At 36.2% G+C, this 16686-nt stretch carries 12 protein-coding genes; 2 read left to right on the forward strand and 10 right to left on the reverse strand.

Features of this window, described 5'->3' with window-relative positions:
* Positions 1 to 39 precede the first annotated feature (39 nt).
* Positions 40 to 129 (forward strand): YjcZ family sporulation protein, encoded by a 90-nt coding sequence (locus tag J7W16_RS19260; protein WP_210599124.1) that lies wholly within the window; start codon positions 40 to 42, stop codon positions 127 to 129.
* Positions 130 to 377: 248 nt separating this feature from the next.
* On the opposite strand, the gene J7W16_RS19265 is transcribed toward J7W16_RS19260, so the two are convergent.
* The 3 genes from J7W16_RS19265 to J7W16_RS19275 all read right to left on the reverse strand — a co-directional run bounded on the left by J7W16_RS19265 (position 378) and on the right by J7W16_RS19275 (position 3482).
* On the reverse strand, positions 378 to 524 hold the full coding sequence (locus J7W16_RS19265) for a lmo0937 family membrane protein (RefSeq protein ID WP_210599125.1): 147 nt from the start codon (positions 522 to 524) through the stop codon (positions 378 to 380).
* Between the two features lie 211 nt (positions 525 to 735).
* Positions 736 to 1698, reverse strand: coding sequence for a magnesium/cobalt transporter CorA (gene corA / locus J7W16_RS19270; RefSeq protein WP_210599126.1), 963 nt, complete (start codon positions 1696 to 1698; stop codon positions 736 to 738).
* Between the two features lie 347 nt (positions 1699 to 2045).
* On the reverse strand, positions 2046 to 3482 hold the full coding sequence (locus J7W16_RS19275; protein ID WP_210599127.1) for a carbon starvation CstA family protein: 1437 nt from the start codon (positions 3480 to 3482) through the stop codon (positions 2046 to 2048).
* A gap of 213 nt (positions 3483 to 3695) precedes the next feature.
* On the opposite strand from J7W16_RS19275, the gene J7W16_RS19280 reads away from it, so the two are divergent.
* On the forward strand, positions 3696 to 4328 hold the full coding sequence (locus J7W16_RS19280) for a hypothetical protein (RefSeq protein WP_210599128.1): 633 nt from the start codon (positions 3696 to 3698) through the stop codon (positions 4326 to 4328).
* A 68-nt stretch (positions 4329 to 4396) separates the two neighbouring features.
* On the opposite strand, the gene J7W16_RS19285 is transcribed toward J7W16_RS19280, so the two are convergent.
* The 7 genes from J7W16_RS19285 to htpG all read right to left on the reverse strand — a co-directional run bounded on the left by J7W16_RS19285 (position 4397) and on the right by htpG (position 16655).
* Positions 4397 to 6031, reverse strand: a complete 1635-nt coding sequence (locus tag J7W16_RS19285) for a thiamine pyrophosphate-binding protein (RefSeq protein WP_210599129.1) — start codon at positions 6029 to 6031, stop codon at positions 4397 to 4399.
* Positions 6032 to 6042: 11 nt separating this feature from the next.
* Positions 6043 to 8844: an EAL domain-containing protein gene (locus J7W16_RS19290; RefSeq protein WP_210599130.1), complete on the reverse strand. Its 2802-nt coding sequence runs from the start codon at positions 8842 to 8844 to the stop codon at positions 6043 to 6045.
* A 284-nt stretch (positions 8845 to 9128) separates the two neighbouring features.
* Positions 9129 to 10112 (reverse strand): class I SAM-dependent methyltransferase, encoded by a 984-nt coding sequence (locus J7W16_RS19295; protein WP_210599131.1) that lies wholly within the window; start codon positions 10110 to 10112, stop codon positions 9129 to 9131.
* An 11-nt stretch (positions 10113 to 10123) separates the two neighbouring features.
* Complete coding sequence (locus J7W16_RS19300; RefSeq protein WP_210599132.1) at positions 10124 to 11428, reverse strand: FAD-dependent oxidoreductase; 1305 nt, start codon at positions 11426 to 11428, stop codon at positions 10124 to 10126.
* A 985-nt stretch (positions 11429 to 12413) separates the two neighbouring features.
* Positions 12414 to 13163 carry a YqjF family protein gene (locus J7W16_RS19305; protein ID WP_210599133.1) on the reverse strand — a complete coding sequence of 250 codons (750 nt, stop codon included), beginning with the start codon at positions 13161 to 13163 and terminating at the stop codon, positions 12414 to 12416.
* 175 nt (positions 13164 to 13338) lie between these two features.
* Positions 13339 to 14574, reverse strand: coding sequence for a Zn-dependent hydrolase (locus J7W16_RS19310; RefSeq protein ID WP_210599134.1), 1236 nt, complete (start codon positions 14572 to 14574; stop codon positions 13339 to 13341).
* 203 nt (positions 14575 to 14777) lie between these two features.
* Positions 14778 to 16655: a molecular chaperone HtpG gene (gene htpG / locus J7W16_RS19315; RefSeq protein ID WP_210599135.1), complete on the reverse strand. Its 1878-nt coding sequence runs from the start codon at positions 16653 to 16655 to the stop codon at positions 14778 to 14780.
* Positions 16656 to 16686 lie beyond the last annotated feature (31 nt).

Below are 16686 nucleotides of genomic sequence, written 5' to 3' on the forward strand. Positions count from 1 at the left end.
AGGTATATGGTGTAGTCACTCAAAAAGGAGGAATTCTTCATGAGTCACGTTACTGGAACAAACAGCTTTACATTAATTATTGTGTTATTCATCCTACTGGTTATTGTCGGTTCTGCTTATACTTTTTAGGATCTCAAAAAAAGGCAAGGGTCTTTGACCCTTGCCTTTACTCATTTGGTCCATATCCATATTACTTACCCAATGGCTGGGATAACATAATAAACCAGAACAAAAATTATCGCTAGTGTTATGACACTATAGTAGAGATATTTAATAAAACTTGTTCTTTTCGAATTGAAATTTTCTTCAGTAGCGTGCATTTTTTTGCTGTCTTTTCTTATTTCCCTAGTCATATTATCACCTTAATCTTCTTATTTTTAAAGGGGCCTGCGACCTTGTATGACTCTAATCAGCACCACAATCACGGCAACTACTAGTAAAATGTGAAGAAACCCACCAAACACATTTCCTGAAATAAATCCTAACAGCCACATCACTAGCAATAAAAAGAATAGAAACCACATGGTACATCCTCCTTTTCTAATTCTGTTCTCCTTCTACTCTCCCAGTAGGATAGTAGTTTATAAACAAAAGATATTAACACGCTGTTTCAAATGTCTTGTATATACTTTTTCCCTATTAAATTCGTTTTGAAACGTCGGGAATTTCACTATTGTGATGCAAGACAAAAACCCATCATCTTAAAAAGATAATAGGTCTGCTTTAGTTTATAAATTATTTAAACCAACCCTTGCTTCTAAACCAAAGAAGCAACACTACACCACTTACCCCCATCAATCCAAGTGCAAGAAAATAACCATATTTCCAAGTTAACTCCGGCATATTTTCAAAATTCATTCCATATATCCCAGCAATAAACGTCAATGGTGCAAAGATAGATGTAATAATTGTAAGAACCTTCATCACATTATTTGTTTGATGGGCATTTAAAGAAAGATAGCTATCTCTTATATCAGCAGTGATTTCTCTATTTGACATAACCATCTCAGCCAATTTCAATAGGTGATCATAAATATCTGAGAAATACTCACGTCTCTCTTTAACACCATTTAAATGAGTTGAATTCAACATTCTGTAAAGCAAGTCACGCATAGGATGAACTGTATGTCTTAAGTTCAGCAACAAATATCTCGTATCAAATAATTCATTTAAAAGATGATTCATTGACTTATTCTGTGTATTTTTTTCAATTCGATCTAGCTCATCTTCAATTTTATAAATTAACGGGAAATAATTATCTACAATCTTGTCCAATACCTGATAAAAAACATAAAAAGGATCCATATTGTTATAGTCTTTTTGAGCAAGTAGCCTCTCTCTAACTTGATCTATCTCAGGTGCAGGCATACGATGAAAACTGACAATATAATTTTCTCCTACAAAGAAATTTAACTCGTCATTGATAAATTCCTTTTCTTCTTCATTTTCTCTTAGACTATGTGTAACATAAAAAGTATGATCACCATAGTAGTCTAATTTCGGACGCTGAAGCCTATGAATACAATCTTCAATCGCCAAGGGATGAAAATGAAACGTCTCGCCTAAATGTTGTATCTCGTCATCTGTTGGCTGATCAAAATCAACCCAATACCAGATATATTGAGATAAGTCTACATCAACTAAAGAGATATTGTTCACTAACTGATTCTCTTTAGAAATTCCAAAAAATCTAATCATATTAACACCTTCTTTAATGACTTCAATAAACATTATACATAATTTTGCTTCATTTACCCCAAAAAAGTAAAGAGGTTGGGACATAACTAAAATGTTTAACTGAAATGCCGAACAAAGCAATTATGTAGCGGATGAAATATACGTAGACTCCTGCGGGACCTAAAAGCCAAAGGTGAGACCCCGTAGTGCGAAGCACGAGGAGGCTCACCGGCTTCCCGCGGAAAGCGAAGTATATTTCAGGAGCGGTTTACGTCCGCCAACCACTATTGTTCGGATTTTCCATTAGTTAAATCACTTTTGTCCCAGCCTCTTACTTATTTTTTCACTTGGATAAAGATTTTACTTTGCTATGCTGCAGGATTTTTTCTAACGTGTATTTTACTTGTAGGATGCTTTCGAATTTGAGCAATATACCAAAAACCAACCAGAGTAGTTAACACCAAACCAATAACCAGTGATAACTGATAATCAAGATTCAATCCTTCTGGTGCATAGAAAATATACGTACAAACAACAGCCGTCATGAACATAGCTGGTAAGCCACAAATCCAGTGAAGCCTCTTATTTTTGAGTAAATACATAGCTGCAGTCCAGAGCATGACCGTTGCGACCACTTGATTGGTCCAACCAACATATCTCCATAAAAACGTGTAATCAATTGTTGCAAGAAAAAACGCAGGGATCGCAACAGGAATGGTCACCAATATTACTTTGATTTTCCCTTCCATATTGAAGAACTTTGCCAAAACATCTGTCAAAATCATTCTAGATGAACGAAGAGCTGTATCACCTGTCGTAATTGGTAAAATGATTACACCTAAGATTGCCAGAATTCCACCGACTGTTCCAAGTAAGGAAGTAGAAATTTCATTAACGACACCTGATGGGCCACCAGCAGCAAGTGCTTCCTGCAATCCAACTGTTCCATTAAAGAATGCCATTCCCGCTGCTGCCCAGATTAAGGCAATGATTCCTTCAGTAATCATTGCACCATAAAAGATTTTGCGACCATCTGATTCTTTTTTCATCGTCCTAGCAATAATTGGACTTTGTGTACAATGAAAACCTGAAATAGCCCCGCATGAGATCGTAACCATTAATAATGGCCAAATAGGTAGATCACCTGGATGTAAATTTTCAACTGTTAGATTTGGTATTGGTTTCCCTGTAACAACTAGAGCAACACCTACAGAGATAGCCATTATAAGCAAGATCGCCCCGAACAAAGGGTATATCTTACCAATGATTCGATTTACAGGTAAAATTGTTGCAAGAACAAAATAAGCAAAAATAACTATAAGTGCAACGATAAAACTTAAAGGTGTAATTTGAGAGATTAATTGTGCAGGTCCTGCTGTAAAAGCTGCCGCTACCAAAATCATCAAGACTAACGATAAAGCATTGATAAATGTTCTGACATACTTCCCTAAGTATTTACCAACAAGTGCGGGAAACTGTGCTCCATTATGCCTAAGTGACATCATCCCCGAGAAATAATCATGGACTCCCCCTGCAAAAATACAACCAATCACAATCCAAATAAAGGCAACTGGACCGTAAAGAGCACCCGCAACCGCTCCGTAGATCGGGCCAAGACCTGCAATGTTCAAAAGCTGTATTAAATTCCCCTTCCACCAGCTCATTGGAACATAGTCCATATTATCTCTCTTTGTATAAGCAGGTGTCGGTGTATTGTCATTAATGACAAATACCTTTTCAACGAATTTAGAATAGCAAACATACCCAAGTACAAGTAAAATAAGTGCCCCGAAAAATGTAATCAAGTAAAATCCCCCCAAAAAGCTAGTATTAAAGTATAGTAACATTTTCTTACAAAAAGTAAATATAATTTTCAGAAAAAATAAATTAAACAAAATTCTATCATTAAATTAGACAAAAATTACCACAATATGCAAAAAACTAGAACTCTTCTTACCTTTATTCTAGAAAATAGGTTATGATGAAATAAAAATATTCATTATTAGGAGGTTATTCAAATGTCAGAAGTTCATTCTTCAGAAGGCATATCTCTATTGGCTAAAAACGAATTGATGGATGCACATCTATCCACATTGGAATCCATTACAAGTTTAGAAATTCATGAACTAATCTCTCAAATCTATGGTATTAATTTATCTATCGTTCCACTTTTGACAAGACATATCAAAACAGAAAGTCAGCTTGATTCGAACGATCCTCATGTACTACTTGATTCCCATATTTCCCAAAGTGCTCAACCGCTAACTGGGAAAACCATTCGAAATGCGATAAATGAATTTTTCGGTATTAACTTAGCAGGACTTGCCTCAATAGAACGATCGCGAATTTCATTGTTTACTAAAGGACAATGGATGATGCAACGTGAAAACGACCTAATCCACTTACATACTGGACCGATGGATATTGACGTTACTATTTCAGTAACTGAGTATTTTGCGAAACACACGGGTATTAATCAGATACCCGTTCCCTTACGACAATCATTAAGCAACCTCGGATATCAATTCATTGAAGATTCTGGTACTTGTTACTATTCTGACCCTAATGGTCATTCAGTTCCTGATGAGTTTAAAGGAAAGACATTCGGGGCAATAATAGAAATACTAAGTAACGATTATTCCCATTTATAGAATCTTAACTGAACTAAAAGAAAGCCACTGAAAACATGTTCAGTGGCTTTCTGATAAGTTGATTCTTATTATTTACCAAACGAAGATAAAAATTTCACACGGTCCCCCATTGGTGGGATATTATTATCTACTAGAGCAACCTCAAGAATCATAGGACCATTTAAATTAGTTAACTCTATAATTTGGTCCTGTGTCAAGTCTCCCATACCTTCAACTCTCATGCTAGGAATCCCCATTGCTGTTGCCATTGCTGAAATATTTGTGGGCTCTTGCTCAAAACAAGAGTGTGAGCGCTTATATTGTAACGAATGACCATGATACACCATACCTAATCTTGCATTATTCATCACAACAAACAAAATCGGCAAATTGTATTCCTTTGCAGTCAAAATCTCCATCCCATGCATGAAGAAGCAACCATCTCCGGTCACACAAACGACAGGACGGTTCGGTTCTGCTAACTGTGAACCAATGGCAGAACCAATCCCAGTACCCATCGCACCGAAATGGACATTGATATCAAATGTATCCATCTCTAATACATTCATATGGTGTATGACATATGCCATGAACTCTCCTATATCAATCGTATATCTAGTAGCAGAGGGTAGATGCTTTTGTAATTGTAATAAGACATTCTTCGTACTATATTCCGTTAGATCGACTTCTTCTTTTATACTGACTTCCTCATATTTCGTTCTTGTTAAGCCTAGACCTTTTAATTCTTCTATTAAGAATAAAAGACTTAAATGAATATCACCTAAAACAGGAATATCAATCTCATATTTACGATTAAAAACAGCTTGGTCAAAATCCATCTGAACAGTAAATCGATCCTTGGTCAAATTTGGATTCCAATTGTTCGTTGCTGTCTCACCTAAGCTAGACCCTAGAATAAGTAGAGCCTTTCCATCCCCTTCATTTACAAGTTCAGAAGCCTTCTCGTGACCAGCAAAACCAAATACTCCAGCTAATAAAGGATGACTATCCTGAATATATCCCTTGGCTTGTGGGGAAGTAATGATTGGCCAATCTAACAGCTCTGAAAGCTCTAATACGGATTCAACTGAATGTCTAATTCCTTGACCAACAAAGATATATCCACTCTCTCTACGAATTAACTCTTCTGCAACCTTTGCAATTGTCTCTGCATTAGGAATCATTGGTTTTCTATTCGGAGGTGAAGGGACTGTGATGTCTACTACGTTTTCGAGCTGGATATCAATAGGCATGGCGACATGAACTGGACCGGGCACACCAGAAACGGCAATCTCTGTCGCTTTAACAATTTCAGCAAGTAAGTCTTGTGCACGATTGACAGTCACACTATACTTAGTGATTGTCTTGTAAATAGGTTCTGCATTTAACTCTTGCGACGCATTTAATCCAACTGTATTCACCGGTACTGCACCAGTTAAGAATAGTACAGGTAAATGCTCTCGCATAGCGTTAGCTGCACCTGTTGCAAGATTTGTTCCACCAGGTCCACTACAAGCGATACACACGCTCATCTTATTAGAATACTTTGCATAAGCAGCAGCCATGTATGAAGCAGCTCCTTCATGCTTCGTAATAATTGGTGTGATCTCAGGCATATCATATAATTCGTCAAAAAATGCATTAACAGATCCCGCAGGTATACCAAAAATATGCTCTACCCCATTTGCCTTTAAATATTCTAAAACTGATCGTACTGCTTTCATTTTCTTCCTCCCTATGTGCTTATTATTTTATTTGTTAAAACATACTTAGCAGTTATTTCACTAGCTGATATTGGTCTATTAAAAAAGTAACCCTGCATATAAAAACAATCCCTAGAAAATAGAAACTCAGCCTGTTCTTTTGTCTCAACCCCTTCGGCAATAACATTAAGTTTAAGGTTTTGAGCTAGAATAATAATTGTGTCAGTAATGGCTGCATCATCTGAATCTTCAATTAGATCCATTACAAAAGATTTATCTATTTTTAATGTGCTAATAGGAAAGTTCTTTAAATAACCAAGTGAGGAATACCCAGTACCAAAATCATCAATCGCTATACTTATTCCTAGATTTTTCAATTGTTCTAACGTCTGTAACGTAACTTCTTTATTTTTGATAAGTTGATTTTCTGTTAACTCTAAATATAAATACTTTGGTTCTAGTTCGACATCGCCTAGTATTTTTTTAATGACGGAAAATAAATCATTCTGTTCAAACTGTCTAACCGACAAATTAACTGAGACACCGATTTTCGGAAACCCTAATTGATGCCATTCCTTCATTTGTTTGCAAGCATTACGTAAGACCCACTCCCCGATAGGAACAATTAAGCCGGTTTCTTCTGCCAATGGAATAAATACCTCAGGTGAGATCATTCCTTCAGTAGGATGATTCCATCTAAGAAGAGCTTCTACTCCTACTATTTCCTTTGTTCGATAGTCAATCTGTGGTTGGTAATAAATGATGAATTCATTTTTTTCTAATGCTTTGTATAAATCATTTTCTATTTTAATACTTTCAAATGATCTGCTATCCATTTCAGATTCATAATAATGAAAGTTTTTACCGGTAAATTCTTTCGATTTATACATAGCCGTGTCGGCATTCTTAATAAGTTCATCTGTTGTACAACCATCTTGTGGGAAAATACTTATTCCTATACTGCTTTTTACATAGACCTCGTGACCCTTTATATCAAACTGATTCGAAAATGCCTGATTGATATTATTTACAATGGATAAGACTTCATCCTTGTCTTTAATGGAAGGAACAAAAATCGTAAATTCATCCCCGCCCTGTCGAGAGACGGTCGCACAATTAGGTACGGCGGCACGTAGGCGATTTCCAACATCCCTTAGTAAATAATCACCATAGCTATGGCCCAATGTGTCATTAATTAATTTGAAACGATCTAAATCTAGGAAGAAGACTGCTAGCTTCTCATTATTCATTGTTGCATGATCAATTGCTTTAAGAAGCCTGTCCTTTAAAAGGACTCTATTAGGCAAATCAGTGAGACTATCATAATAAGCTTGGTATTTAATTTTCTCTTCCATTCGTTTTCTTTCGGTTATATCTTTAAATGTGACAACATAACCAACAACTGTCTTCTCTTCTTTAATTAGTGAGATAACATATTCAACTGGAAAGCTCGTGCCATCCTTTCGATAGAATATTTCTTCCGAATTGCCCTTATTCCTTTTTAGATCAGTATATGTAGTTGCACTAATCGGACTCAGTTGATTTTTGAAAATAAATCCATATGATTCTCCGATTAGCTCAGAAGTTCGATAGCCTAAAAGAGATTCACTTGTCGGATTACAAAAAGTAATTTTCCCATTTAAATCTAGGCCAAATATTCCATCTCCGACTGAGTTAAGAATTAATTCTTTTTCACGACTAAGTCTTTGCAGATCTGCTACGGCTTTTTCTAACTCAAGATTCTTAACATAGATTTCAGATGTCCGTTCTTCAATGATGATTTCTTGCTTTTCCATATATAATAAATTGGATAATGTTGAGGCTGTTGCGTCAACAATTGACTGAGCAAGTTGCATCTGTGCTTCAGAATAAACTTGTCCTTTTTCCTCAAGATTTGCTACTGGGATCAAACCTAGCACTTCTCCCATGGAAACGAGTGGCATTAAAAATAATCCTTTGATTCCAAAATTGTTACAAGCGATAGGATTCGGTCTCGGATCTAGTGATACATCAGGAATTAATATTGCCTTTTTTGTTTGAATAACTTCTTTAAACAACGCATCATTTTCCTCATTTATCGCAATTGCCTTATGACCTTCCATCCAGTCCTTCTCTGACCAATCACTTTTTTTGCTGAGCATTGTTGGTTTTATTTCTCTTTTAGCAATAGGATCAAGAAGATGGACACCAACGTTCGGGTTATTTAAAACTTTTTCTATATAAAAAAAGCATTTATCAAGACTTTCCTGCATTGTAGAGCACATAGACAAATCACGAGTCACATCTAGCAGCAATTGCTTTTCATTAATGAGTTTTTCTTTACGGCTAAGGTTCGAAGCATTTTGAATCGCAACGGCTGCCATATTAACATATGACTCTACTGTTTGAATTTCCGATTCCGTTAAATTCATCGGAATGCCGTAATCAAACAAGAAAACGAGACCAAATAACTCTTCCTCATGAGAAATCGGTAATACAAGTAAAGACTTAATTTGAAAACCTTCCACAGCTCTTGGATCTGGTCGCTTATCTTTTGATGTGTCCGGAATATAAATAGTCTTTTGGGTTTCAATCACTTCTTTAGCAAGTAAATCGAATTCAGTATCGATTACATGCATATCTAGAGTCATCCCATTGATTATTTCCGGCTTCCCAACATACCCTCGAAATACTCCGTCCTCCTGTGGTAAGTAAATACCCACAGAGTCACACTGGACAATTTCTTCTGAGATGGCAGTTACGACATGTTGAAGTACTTCACGTAAGTCTAGCTTTGTGTTAATTAATCTTGTGATATTAGCAAGTTGAGAATACCTTTGATCCACGGCTCCCACTTCCTCCTCTGTTTAATTCAATTTATTAAATAAATGAGAATTATTTTCATTTCTTAATCAAGTTACATATTCTACAAAAATCTTCAAATTCCTTCATTAATAATGTTAATAATTACAAAGTTTTTGTAAAAAAAAGAAATAATTTGGTGTAAATTGCTACCCCTAGTACGAATCAAATGCTCTCCTCTAATTAGAAAGCGGAACTAGTCAGGTGTATAATTAACCAAAAATAAGGTACAGATAAGAAAAGCATCTAAGATTTTCTCACCTGTACCTTATTATTATTATTTATTCTCTATAACAGCAACATACCAGCTTCCCTCTTTGATAATTGGATCAAACTGGCGCATTCGCATACCTAGCTTATTAGCTATTGTCTCTAAGTCAGTCTTGGTTGGTAAAGTGTGCAAATTAGAATGTGCACTGAAAAAACTGTTAAAAACGGCTGAAAATTCCTTCCCATGCTCAGAATTTCTTACAGGTGTAATAATGATTATTTTCCCTTTTTTATGTAGCCATTTTGACATCTTTGATACTAAATCAAAACGTTTATCAGGTGCGACATAATGCATAATATTATTCATCATTACAAGATCATTCTCTTTACTTGACGGGCTCCATTCATTCACATCTGCATGAATAATGTCTACATTTGCTAGTGACTCACATACTTTTTCCGCACTCTCGACAACGTGAGGATGTTTATCAATTCCAACCATTTGTATATGCGGATATTCCTGAGCAATCCTTTGTAAATAACCACCATGTCCACATCCAACGTCTATAATTGATTTAACATTGCCATCCTTAATCAATTTTTTATAGTTTGGATAAGCAATTGTTTCTATTAATCTTGATGTTCTAGCGACAATTTCTCCATGCTTTTTATCGTCAAATCTAATTTTTGATTGTGTCTTTAACAGTTCTGGATAAGACAGCAATGATGGAATATGTAACTCCATCATTTCCTTTAATAATGTACCAGAAAGAGAGTTTCTTTTCGGTAACAGCAAACGTCTGTTAACTTTATATCTACCAGACTTTTTCTCTTTGAGGTGATTGATTGCTACACCAACCTCAATCCAACTTTGTAGAAGATCTTTCGAAATATCCTGTTTGTTTGCAACATAGTCTATTGTATGTGACTTCTTAAATGCTTCAAATAAATCTAATTCATGGCCAACATACGCATGCCATGCGTATAAAAATGGAATATTTTTTTTCATCCATTTTCTCGCCTTAATCATCTCATACCATTCGGAAATCATACTTATTCCCCCTATTTATACTTCCATGGATAGTCATTTGCTGGATTAAAGACATATTTTGAAAGTTGCTTGTTCTGTACTCGATTCCTTCTTCTACTTGGGACAAGCCCTGACTGAATCAGATAATCGGCTGCTGATAGCTTCCATAAACCTAGACCCGATATATTCAACATTTGTTTATATCGTAAGAGTGGATCATTCATTAAATTATTTATCGCTTTAATTCTAAGTTGTTGGAAGGATCTATTGTTGATTGAATATAATAATGCTGATTGATTACTAAGTCTAATCATAAACTCATTTCTTCTTCTTCTAACCTGTTCATATTTACTTAATGACAGCGACTCATCATTAGTTGAGATCATTGAACTCAAAAGTTCTCCTAGAACGTCTGCATCTTGAATAGCTAAATTCATACCTTGTCCTGCAATAGGATGAATGGCATGAGCTGCGTCACCAATAATTGCAAACCGGCCCTTTCCATAGATTGAGGCTTGATAAGAAATTGGCGTCATCAACTGTATTTTCTTCCAATCGTTAAGCTCTGACACATACTCCCCAAGTTCTGGTGCAAGCTCTTTAAACTCAGATTGGATAAAGTCTAGTCCTTTTTTCTTCACCTGAGGATATTCCCCGTCTTTGATGAGATATACTGTTCTCACTAGGCCATTAGGCAATGGAAACAGCCCTAAGAAGCGAGAATGGGTCGCGATAATTTTCCCTTCTGTTAATGAATCTTTTCTTGGAATTGTAACAGTAAGGTATTGATGATTATACTTCTTAGGTTTAATTGAGACTCCAAGCTCATCTCGGGTTGGTGACCTTCTTCCCTCTGCCCCAATATAAAAATCAGCATCAACATCAATAAGCTCTTCTCCCTTTTTAACAACTGCTCTACCGTTTTCATAAGATTGTAGCTTAGCAGGAGCTAGATAATGAAAATGCTGAAAGTCCATTGCTTCAGATAAAATTAACTGTTTAAGTCTTTCATGTGGAACCATTAAGGCATAGTCAATCGAATCGAGTTCCTCATAGCTCAGAGCTCCCTGTGTATAAATATGATGATCTGTATCATCCATTTCAATCATTTCAATTTCGTTTATCTTATGGCCCTCTTTATTAATCTTAGAAATCAAACCAAGTTCCTTAAAGATTGCTAAACTCTTTGGCTGCAATAATTCACCTTTATAAACAGGTGAAGCTTTCGCCATTTGTTCCACGACACTAACATGAACTCCTTTTTTTGCAAGCTTGTAGCCTAACAAAAGACCACCGATTCCTCCTCCACTAATCAAAACCTGAGTACTCATAAACATAAATGCTCATTCAACTCCTTGACCAACTAATACCCTGTAGTCACCTTTTAAAACCATTTACTATCCTATATAACAAAAAGTGCCTGAGACAAAAGTGATTTTTAACTAGTAGCAAATCCGAACCATGATAGTTAGAGGACGTAAATCGCTCTTGAACTATACTTTGCTTTCCTCGAGAAACCGGTGAGCCACATCACGCTACGCTAGGGGGTCTCACCTTTGACTTTTCATGAGGCCTCTTATATATATGTCACTTTTGAGTCGTTGTTTGAAGTAAAAAAATAGAGCCTGGGACAAAAGTGATTTAACTAATAGAAATCCAAACAATAATAGTTGAAGGACATGAACCGCTCCTGAAATATACTTCGCTTTCCGCGGGAAGCCGGTGAGCCTCCTCGGCTACGCCTGTGGGGTCTCACCTTTGGCTTTTGTGTCCCGCAGGAGTCTACGTATATTTCATCCGCTACGTGATTGCTTTTTTCAGTATTTCAGTGAGACATTGTAGTTATGCCTCTCAAACCGCAAACAAAACTGTTTTGAGTAGTGACACTCAAAGAAATTTGTACGATCTACTCTTTTGACTACAGCGCGGAACAACTGTGCCTCCAACTCCAAATTGAGAGTGCCGACATCGAGCATTCACCTGTATTGAAATGAATAGGACTATTACTTAGGAATCCTTTATAAGAAGAAAGATCTAATATTTTAAGTAGGATTGATCTATTATATAAACAAAAGGTTTTGGAAAATGATAATTCTCCACTGATTAAGAGTACGGGGTGGGAGGAAAGGCAGGTGAAAAGGGTGCCCTCTTCCCGGTAGCGAATTCGAAGCAAATCACCACTCCGTCCTCTCTGCTACCAAACTATCTTAGGGTAGAGAATTGCAGACAAAAAACATTCAGAGATGCTCTGAATGTTTTTTTGCTTATATATATTATTCAGTTAAGAAAACAGACAAATATACTGATAAGGGACCTCTTCTTTTATCCGATTATCCCAACCTTCTTCGGTCTCCAAACAAGTACATCTAGCTTTTTACTATAAGTTAGAATATCTGGTTTCTCCTCAATTGGGATTCCAACGCTCTCGGCAACTGTATTTATTTCGAATTTGGCTTCTGCTTCCTGGAGAGCCCATGGGCAATGATGGATATTCCCTTCATATATTCCTTTTCCTTTTACGACATATAATAAATATCGTTCAGTTAACCAATAATCAATTGATCCTGACGTAGAAGTAAACTCCTCACTTATTGGACGATATTCACTTGAAAAGATTCCTTTTTCTGCTCGAGCATCTGTGCGTTCACTAAAGAATTCGACTGTTTCTGCTTTCACTATCTTTCGCATTTTCGCGTGGAGATAAGGTAGACCATAAGTGATATTGGCAAATTTAACAGCAAGAGCACTATTTGCGTCAAGACTAAAGAAATATACTCCGGGCTTTCCACCAAAGGTAATATAGGTGCGGACATTTAATTCCTCAAATACGGGAGCAGCAGGTAGTTCACGTAACCCATGTAGATGGATCCCGCTCATTTCAAAAGGGACAATGCTAATCCAAGCTTGTCCATCATATGTATCTATTTCAAAACATTTAGGAACAAGCTCGCGAAGAACAGCTTTCTCAACTCGATAATGTGCAAACAATAAATGCTTCCAGGTTTGTGCCATGATCCAAGGTTCTTTTGGATAAGGAAACAGACGATGTTCTATTCTCTCAAGTATACTCATTCACTCAACGCCCCTCATAAAAATATCGTATTATCCTTCCCATTCTACCTCATATCAGACATGAAGACATTTATAATGGACATGGAGAAGCACAGCTAGAAGAACCATTTGTTTTCTAGCTGTGCTTGGCTTGTATTCCCTATATTTGTATGCAGCTATTTTGAAAATAACACTATTAATTCTTTAGTAAATGTAGCACAGTCTCTAGAAGAATATTGGTACCTTGCTCACATTCTCCCCATGACGTTTCTTCTTCCTCGCAGTGGCTTTTTCCATTCTTACTAGGTGTAAAAACCATGACTGATGGAGCAATCGTATTCATAAATTGAGCATCATGACCAGCACCACTAATCATTCTTTTATAGGAGTATCCTAACGACTTTGTTGAGTCCTCCACCATCTTAACTAACGTTTCATCAAACCAAACCGTATCTCTCTCCCACAATTTCTTCAATTCAATCGTTACACCACTTTGGATCTCAATGTTTTTTGCTTGTTCTGCAATAAGCCTTTCTACTTCTCTGACCACCTCTGTATTTTTATGACGAGCTTCTAGAGAAAAAATCACTTTATTAGGGATAACGGTATGAATACTCGGCCATACATTCACTCTTCCAACCGTATAAACTAACTCACTATCAAGAATGTTTAGCTTCTGCCGGATTTCATGGACAAAATCATTCATCGCAAATAAGGCATCCTTCCTCATCCCCATTGGTGTCGTCCCTGCATGATCTGATTCCCCTGTTATTTCTAGTTCATAGCATACCATCCCCATTACAGCTTCAACGACCCCAATAGAAAGCCCTTCACTTTCTAAGACTGGACCTTGTTCAATGTGCAACTCTAAAAATGCAGTAGCTTTCTTAAGTCGGTTTCGAATGTCTCCTGCATAACCGATCTCTTGAAGTGCTTGTTCAAACGTAATACCTTTTTCATCTTTTTTATTATGCATTGTCTCTTTATCAAATTTACCTGATAGAACACCAGATGCCATCATTGATGGTTCAAAACGTGCACCTTCTTCATTTGTTATATTAACAATCATAATTGGAATCCTCGGTGTAATCTTGTTATCAACTAATGTTCGAACAACCTCTAAGCCTGCTAACACACCTAAGACTCCGTCAAATCGCCCCCCCTTTTTTACTGTATCCAAGTGAGAACCGATGACAATAGGTGGCTTTTCTTCGATCCCGGGAAGAGTTGCATAGATCGAACCCATGTCATCGATCTTAACTGTCATCCCTGCCTTCTCGCAGCATTCGCAGAAGTAATTACGTGCTAAACGATCCTCTTCACTTAGTGCCAAACGTGTAACCCCATTATTTGACGTTAGACCAAATTCCGCAAAGGCTTCAAGCTCACTTTTAAGACGTTCTCCGTTTACTAATAGCTTTTGAGTTTGCATCCGATCACTCCTCTATTGTTTTGCAAGCTAGTGTTAGACTTTTCTTAACATTGTAATTAGTCTACTCTACAAATACAGCCACTTCAGTAAGTTCGTAACGATTTATTACAATGATTTTCTTTTTATGTATTGTAATAAAGCTAAATACTTTATGAAAAATAAAAAAAGATAAGAGCAAATGCCCTTATCTTCTAATAAGTGTACTAAACCATTATCTTGCACATATCATTCGTAAATTCAACTGGATCACTAATTGGTAATCCTTCAATTAATAATGCTTGGTTATATAGTAGGTTTGTATACAAACTTAGCTTTTCTTCGTCTTGTTCAAATGCCTTCTTTAATGATGTGAACACCTCATGATTAGCATTGATTTCAAGTACCTTATCTGCCTTAATATTTTGATTGTCAGGCATTGCTTTAAGGATTTTTTCCATCTCTATTGAAACTTCGCCTTCTGTTGAAAGACAGACTGGATGTGTCTTTAAACGCTTCGAAACTTTGACATTCTTTACTTTCCCAGCAAGAATCGTTTGCATCTTATCAAATAATTCTTTGTTATCTTCTGCCTTTGCTTCAGCTTGTTCCTGCTCATCTTCTGAAATTCCTAAATCGCCACTAGATACAGATTTAAATTCTTTTTCTTGATAATTTGTCAGCATCTTGATCGCAAATTCATCAACATCATCTGTGAAATAGAGGATTTCATAGCCCTTATCTGTTACGACTTCAATTTGCGGAAGCTTTTCAATGCGGTCATGAGACTCTCCAGATGCATAATAGATATAAGGTTGATCCTCAGGCATTCTTGAAACATACTCATCTAATGTGACTAATTTCTTTTCCTTTGACGAATAGAACATTAATAGATCTTGTAAGAGCTCTTTATTACTACCAAAATCACTGTAAACACCATATTTAAGCTGTCTCCCAAATGAATTGTAAAATTGCTCATACTTTTCACGTTCTTCTTTTAATAAGCTTTGTAACTGACTCTTAATCTTACTCTTAATATTTTTAGCAATCATTTTTAATTGACGATCATGCTGCAAGATCTCTCTTGAAATATTAAGTGACAAGTCTTCTGAGTCAACCATACCTTTTACAAAACTGAAGTAATCTGGTAACAAGTCAGAACATTTATTCATTATTAACACACCATTTGAATATAGCTCTAATCCTTTTTCATACTCCTTCGTGTAATAGTCATAAGGCATACTTTCAGGGATATACAAAATTGAATTATATCTAACTGCACCATCAACACTTAGATGGATATGCTTCAAAGGTGTATCAAAGCCATAGTGTTTTTCCTTGTAGAAGTTCTCATAATCCTCATTCGTCAATTCGCTTTTGTTCTTTCTCCAAATTGGGACCATGCTATTTACTGTTTTTTCTTCTGTAAACTCGTCCCACTCGTTTTCGCTGTCTTCTTTTGGCGTTCTTTCAGTGATATCCATTTTAATTGGATAACGAATAAAATCAGAGTATTTTTTAATGATAGCTTTAATTCGATATTCTTCTAAATACTCATCAAAGCTCTCATCCTCAGTATTTTCTTTGATTGTTAAAATGATCTTCGTCCCGAATGTTTCCTTTTCAGCAGGTTCAATCGTGTACCCGTCTTCTCCATCAGATTCCCATTTATAAGCTTCGTCACTGCCTAAAGCTTTACTGATTACAGTTACACGGTCAGCAACCATAAATGCCGAATAAAATCCGACACCGAATTGACCAATAATATCATGACCGTCCTTTAATTCTGTTTCTTTTTTAAATGCTAGTGAGCCACTTTTTGCGATTGTTCCTAAATGAGACTCAAGCTCGTCCTTTGTCATTCCGATTCCTGTGTCGATCAGTGTTAACGTTCTCGCATCTTTATTTGTTTCTACTTTTATGTAATAATCATCTTTCTCAAAACGGATCGATTCATCAGTTAATGCTTTGTAATACATCTTATCAATTGCATCACTCGCATTTGAAATTAACTCCCTTAAAAAGATTTCTTTTTGAGTATAAATGGAATTAATCATCATTTCTAGTAGTCTTTTGGACTCTGCCTGAAATTGTTTCTTTGCCATTAGTATTCCCCTTTCAAACATTGGTAGAGGA

The organism is Halalkalibacter suaedae (genome assembly GCF_017939705.1).
Lineage (GTDB): Bacteria > Bacillota > Bacilli > Bacillales > Bacillaceae_D > Halalkalibacter > Halalkalibacter suaedae.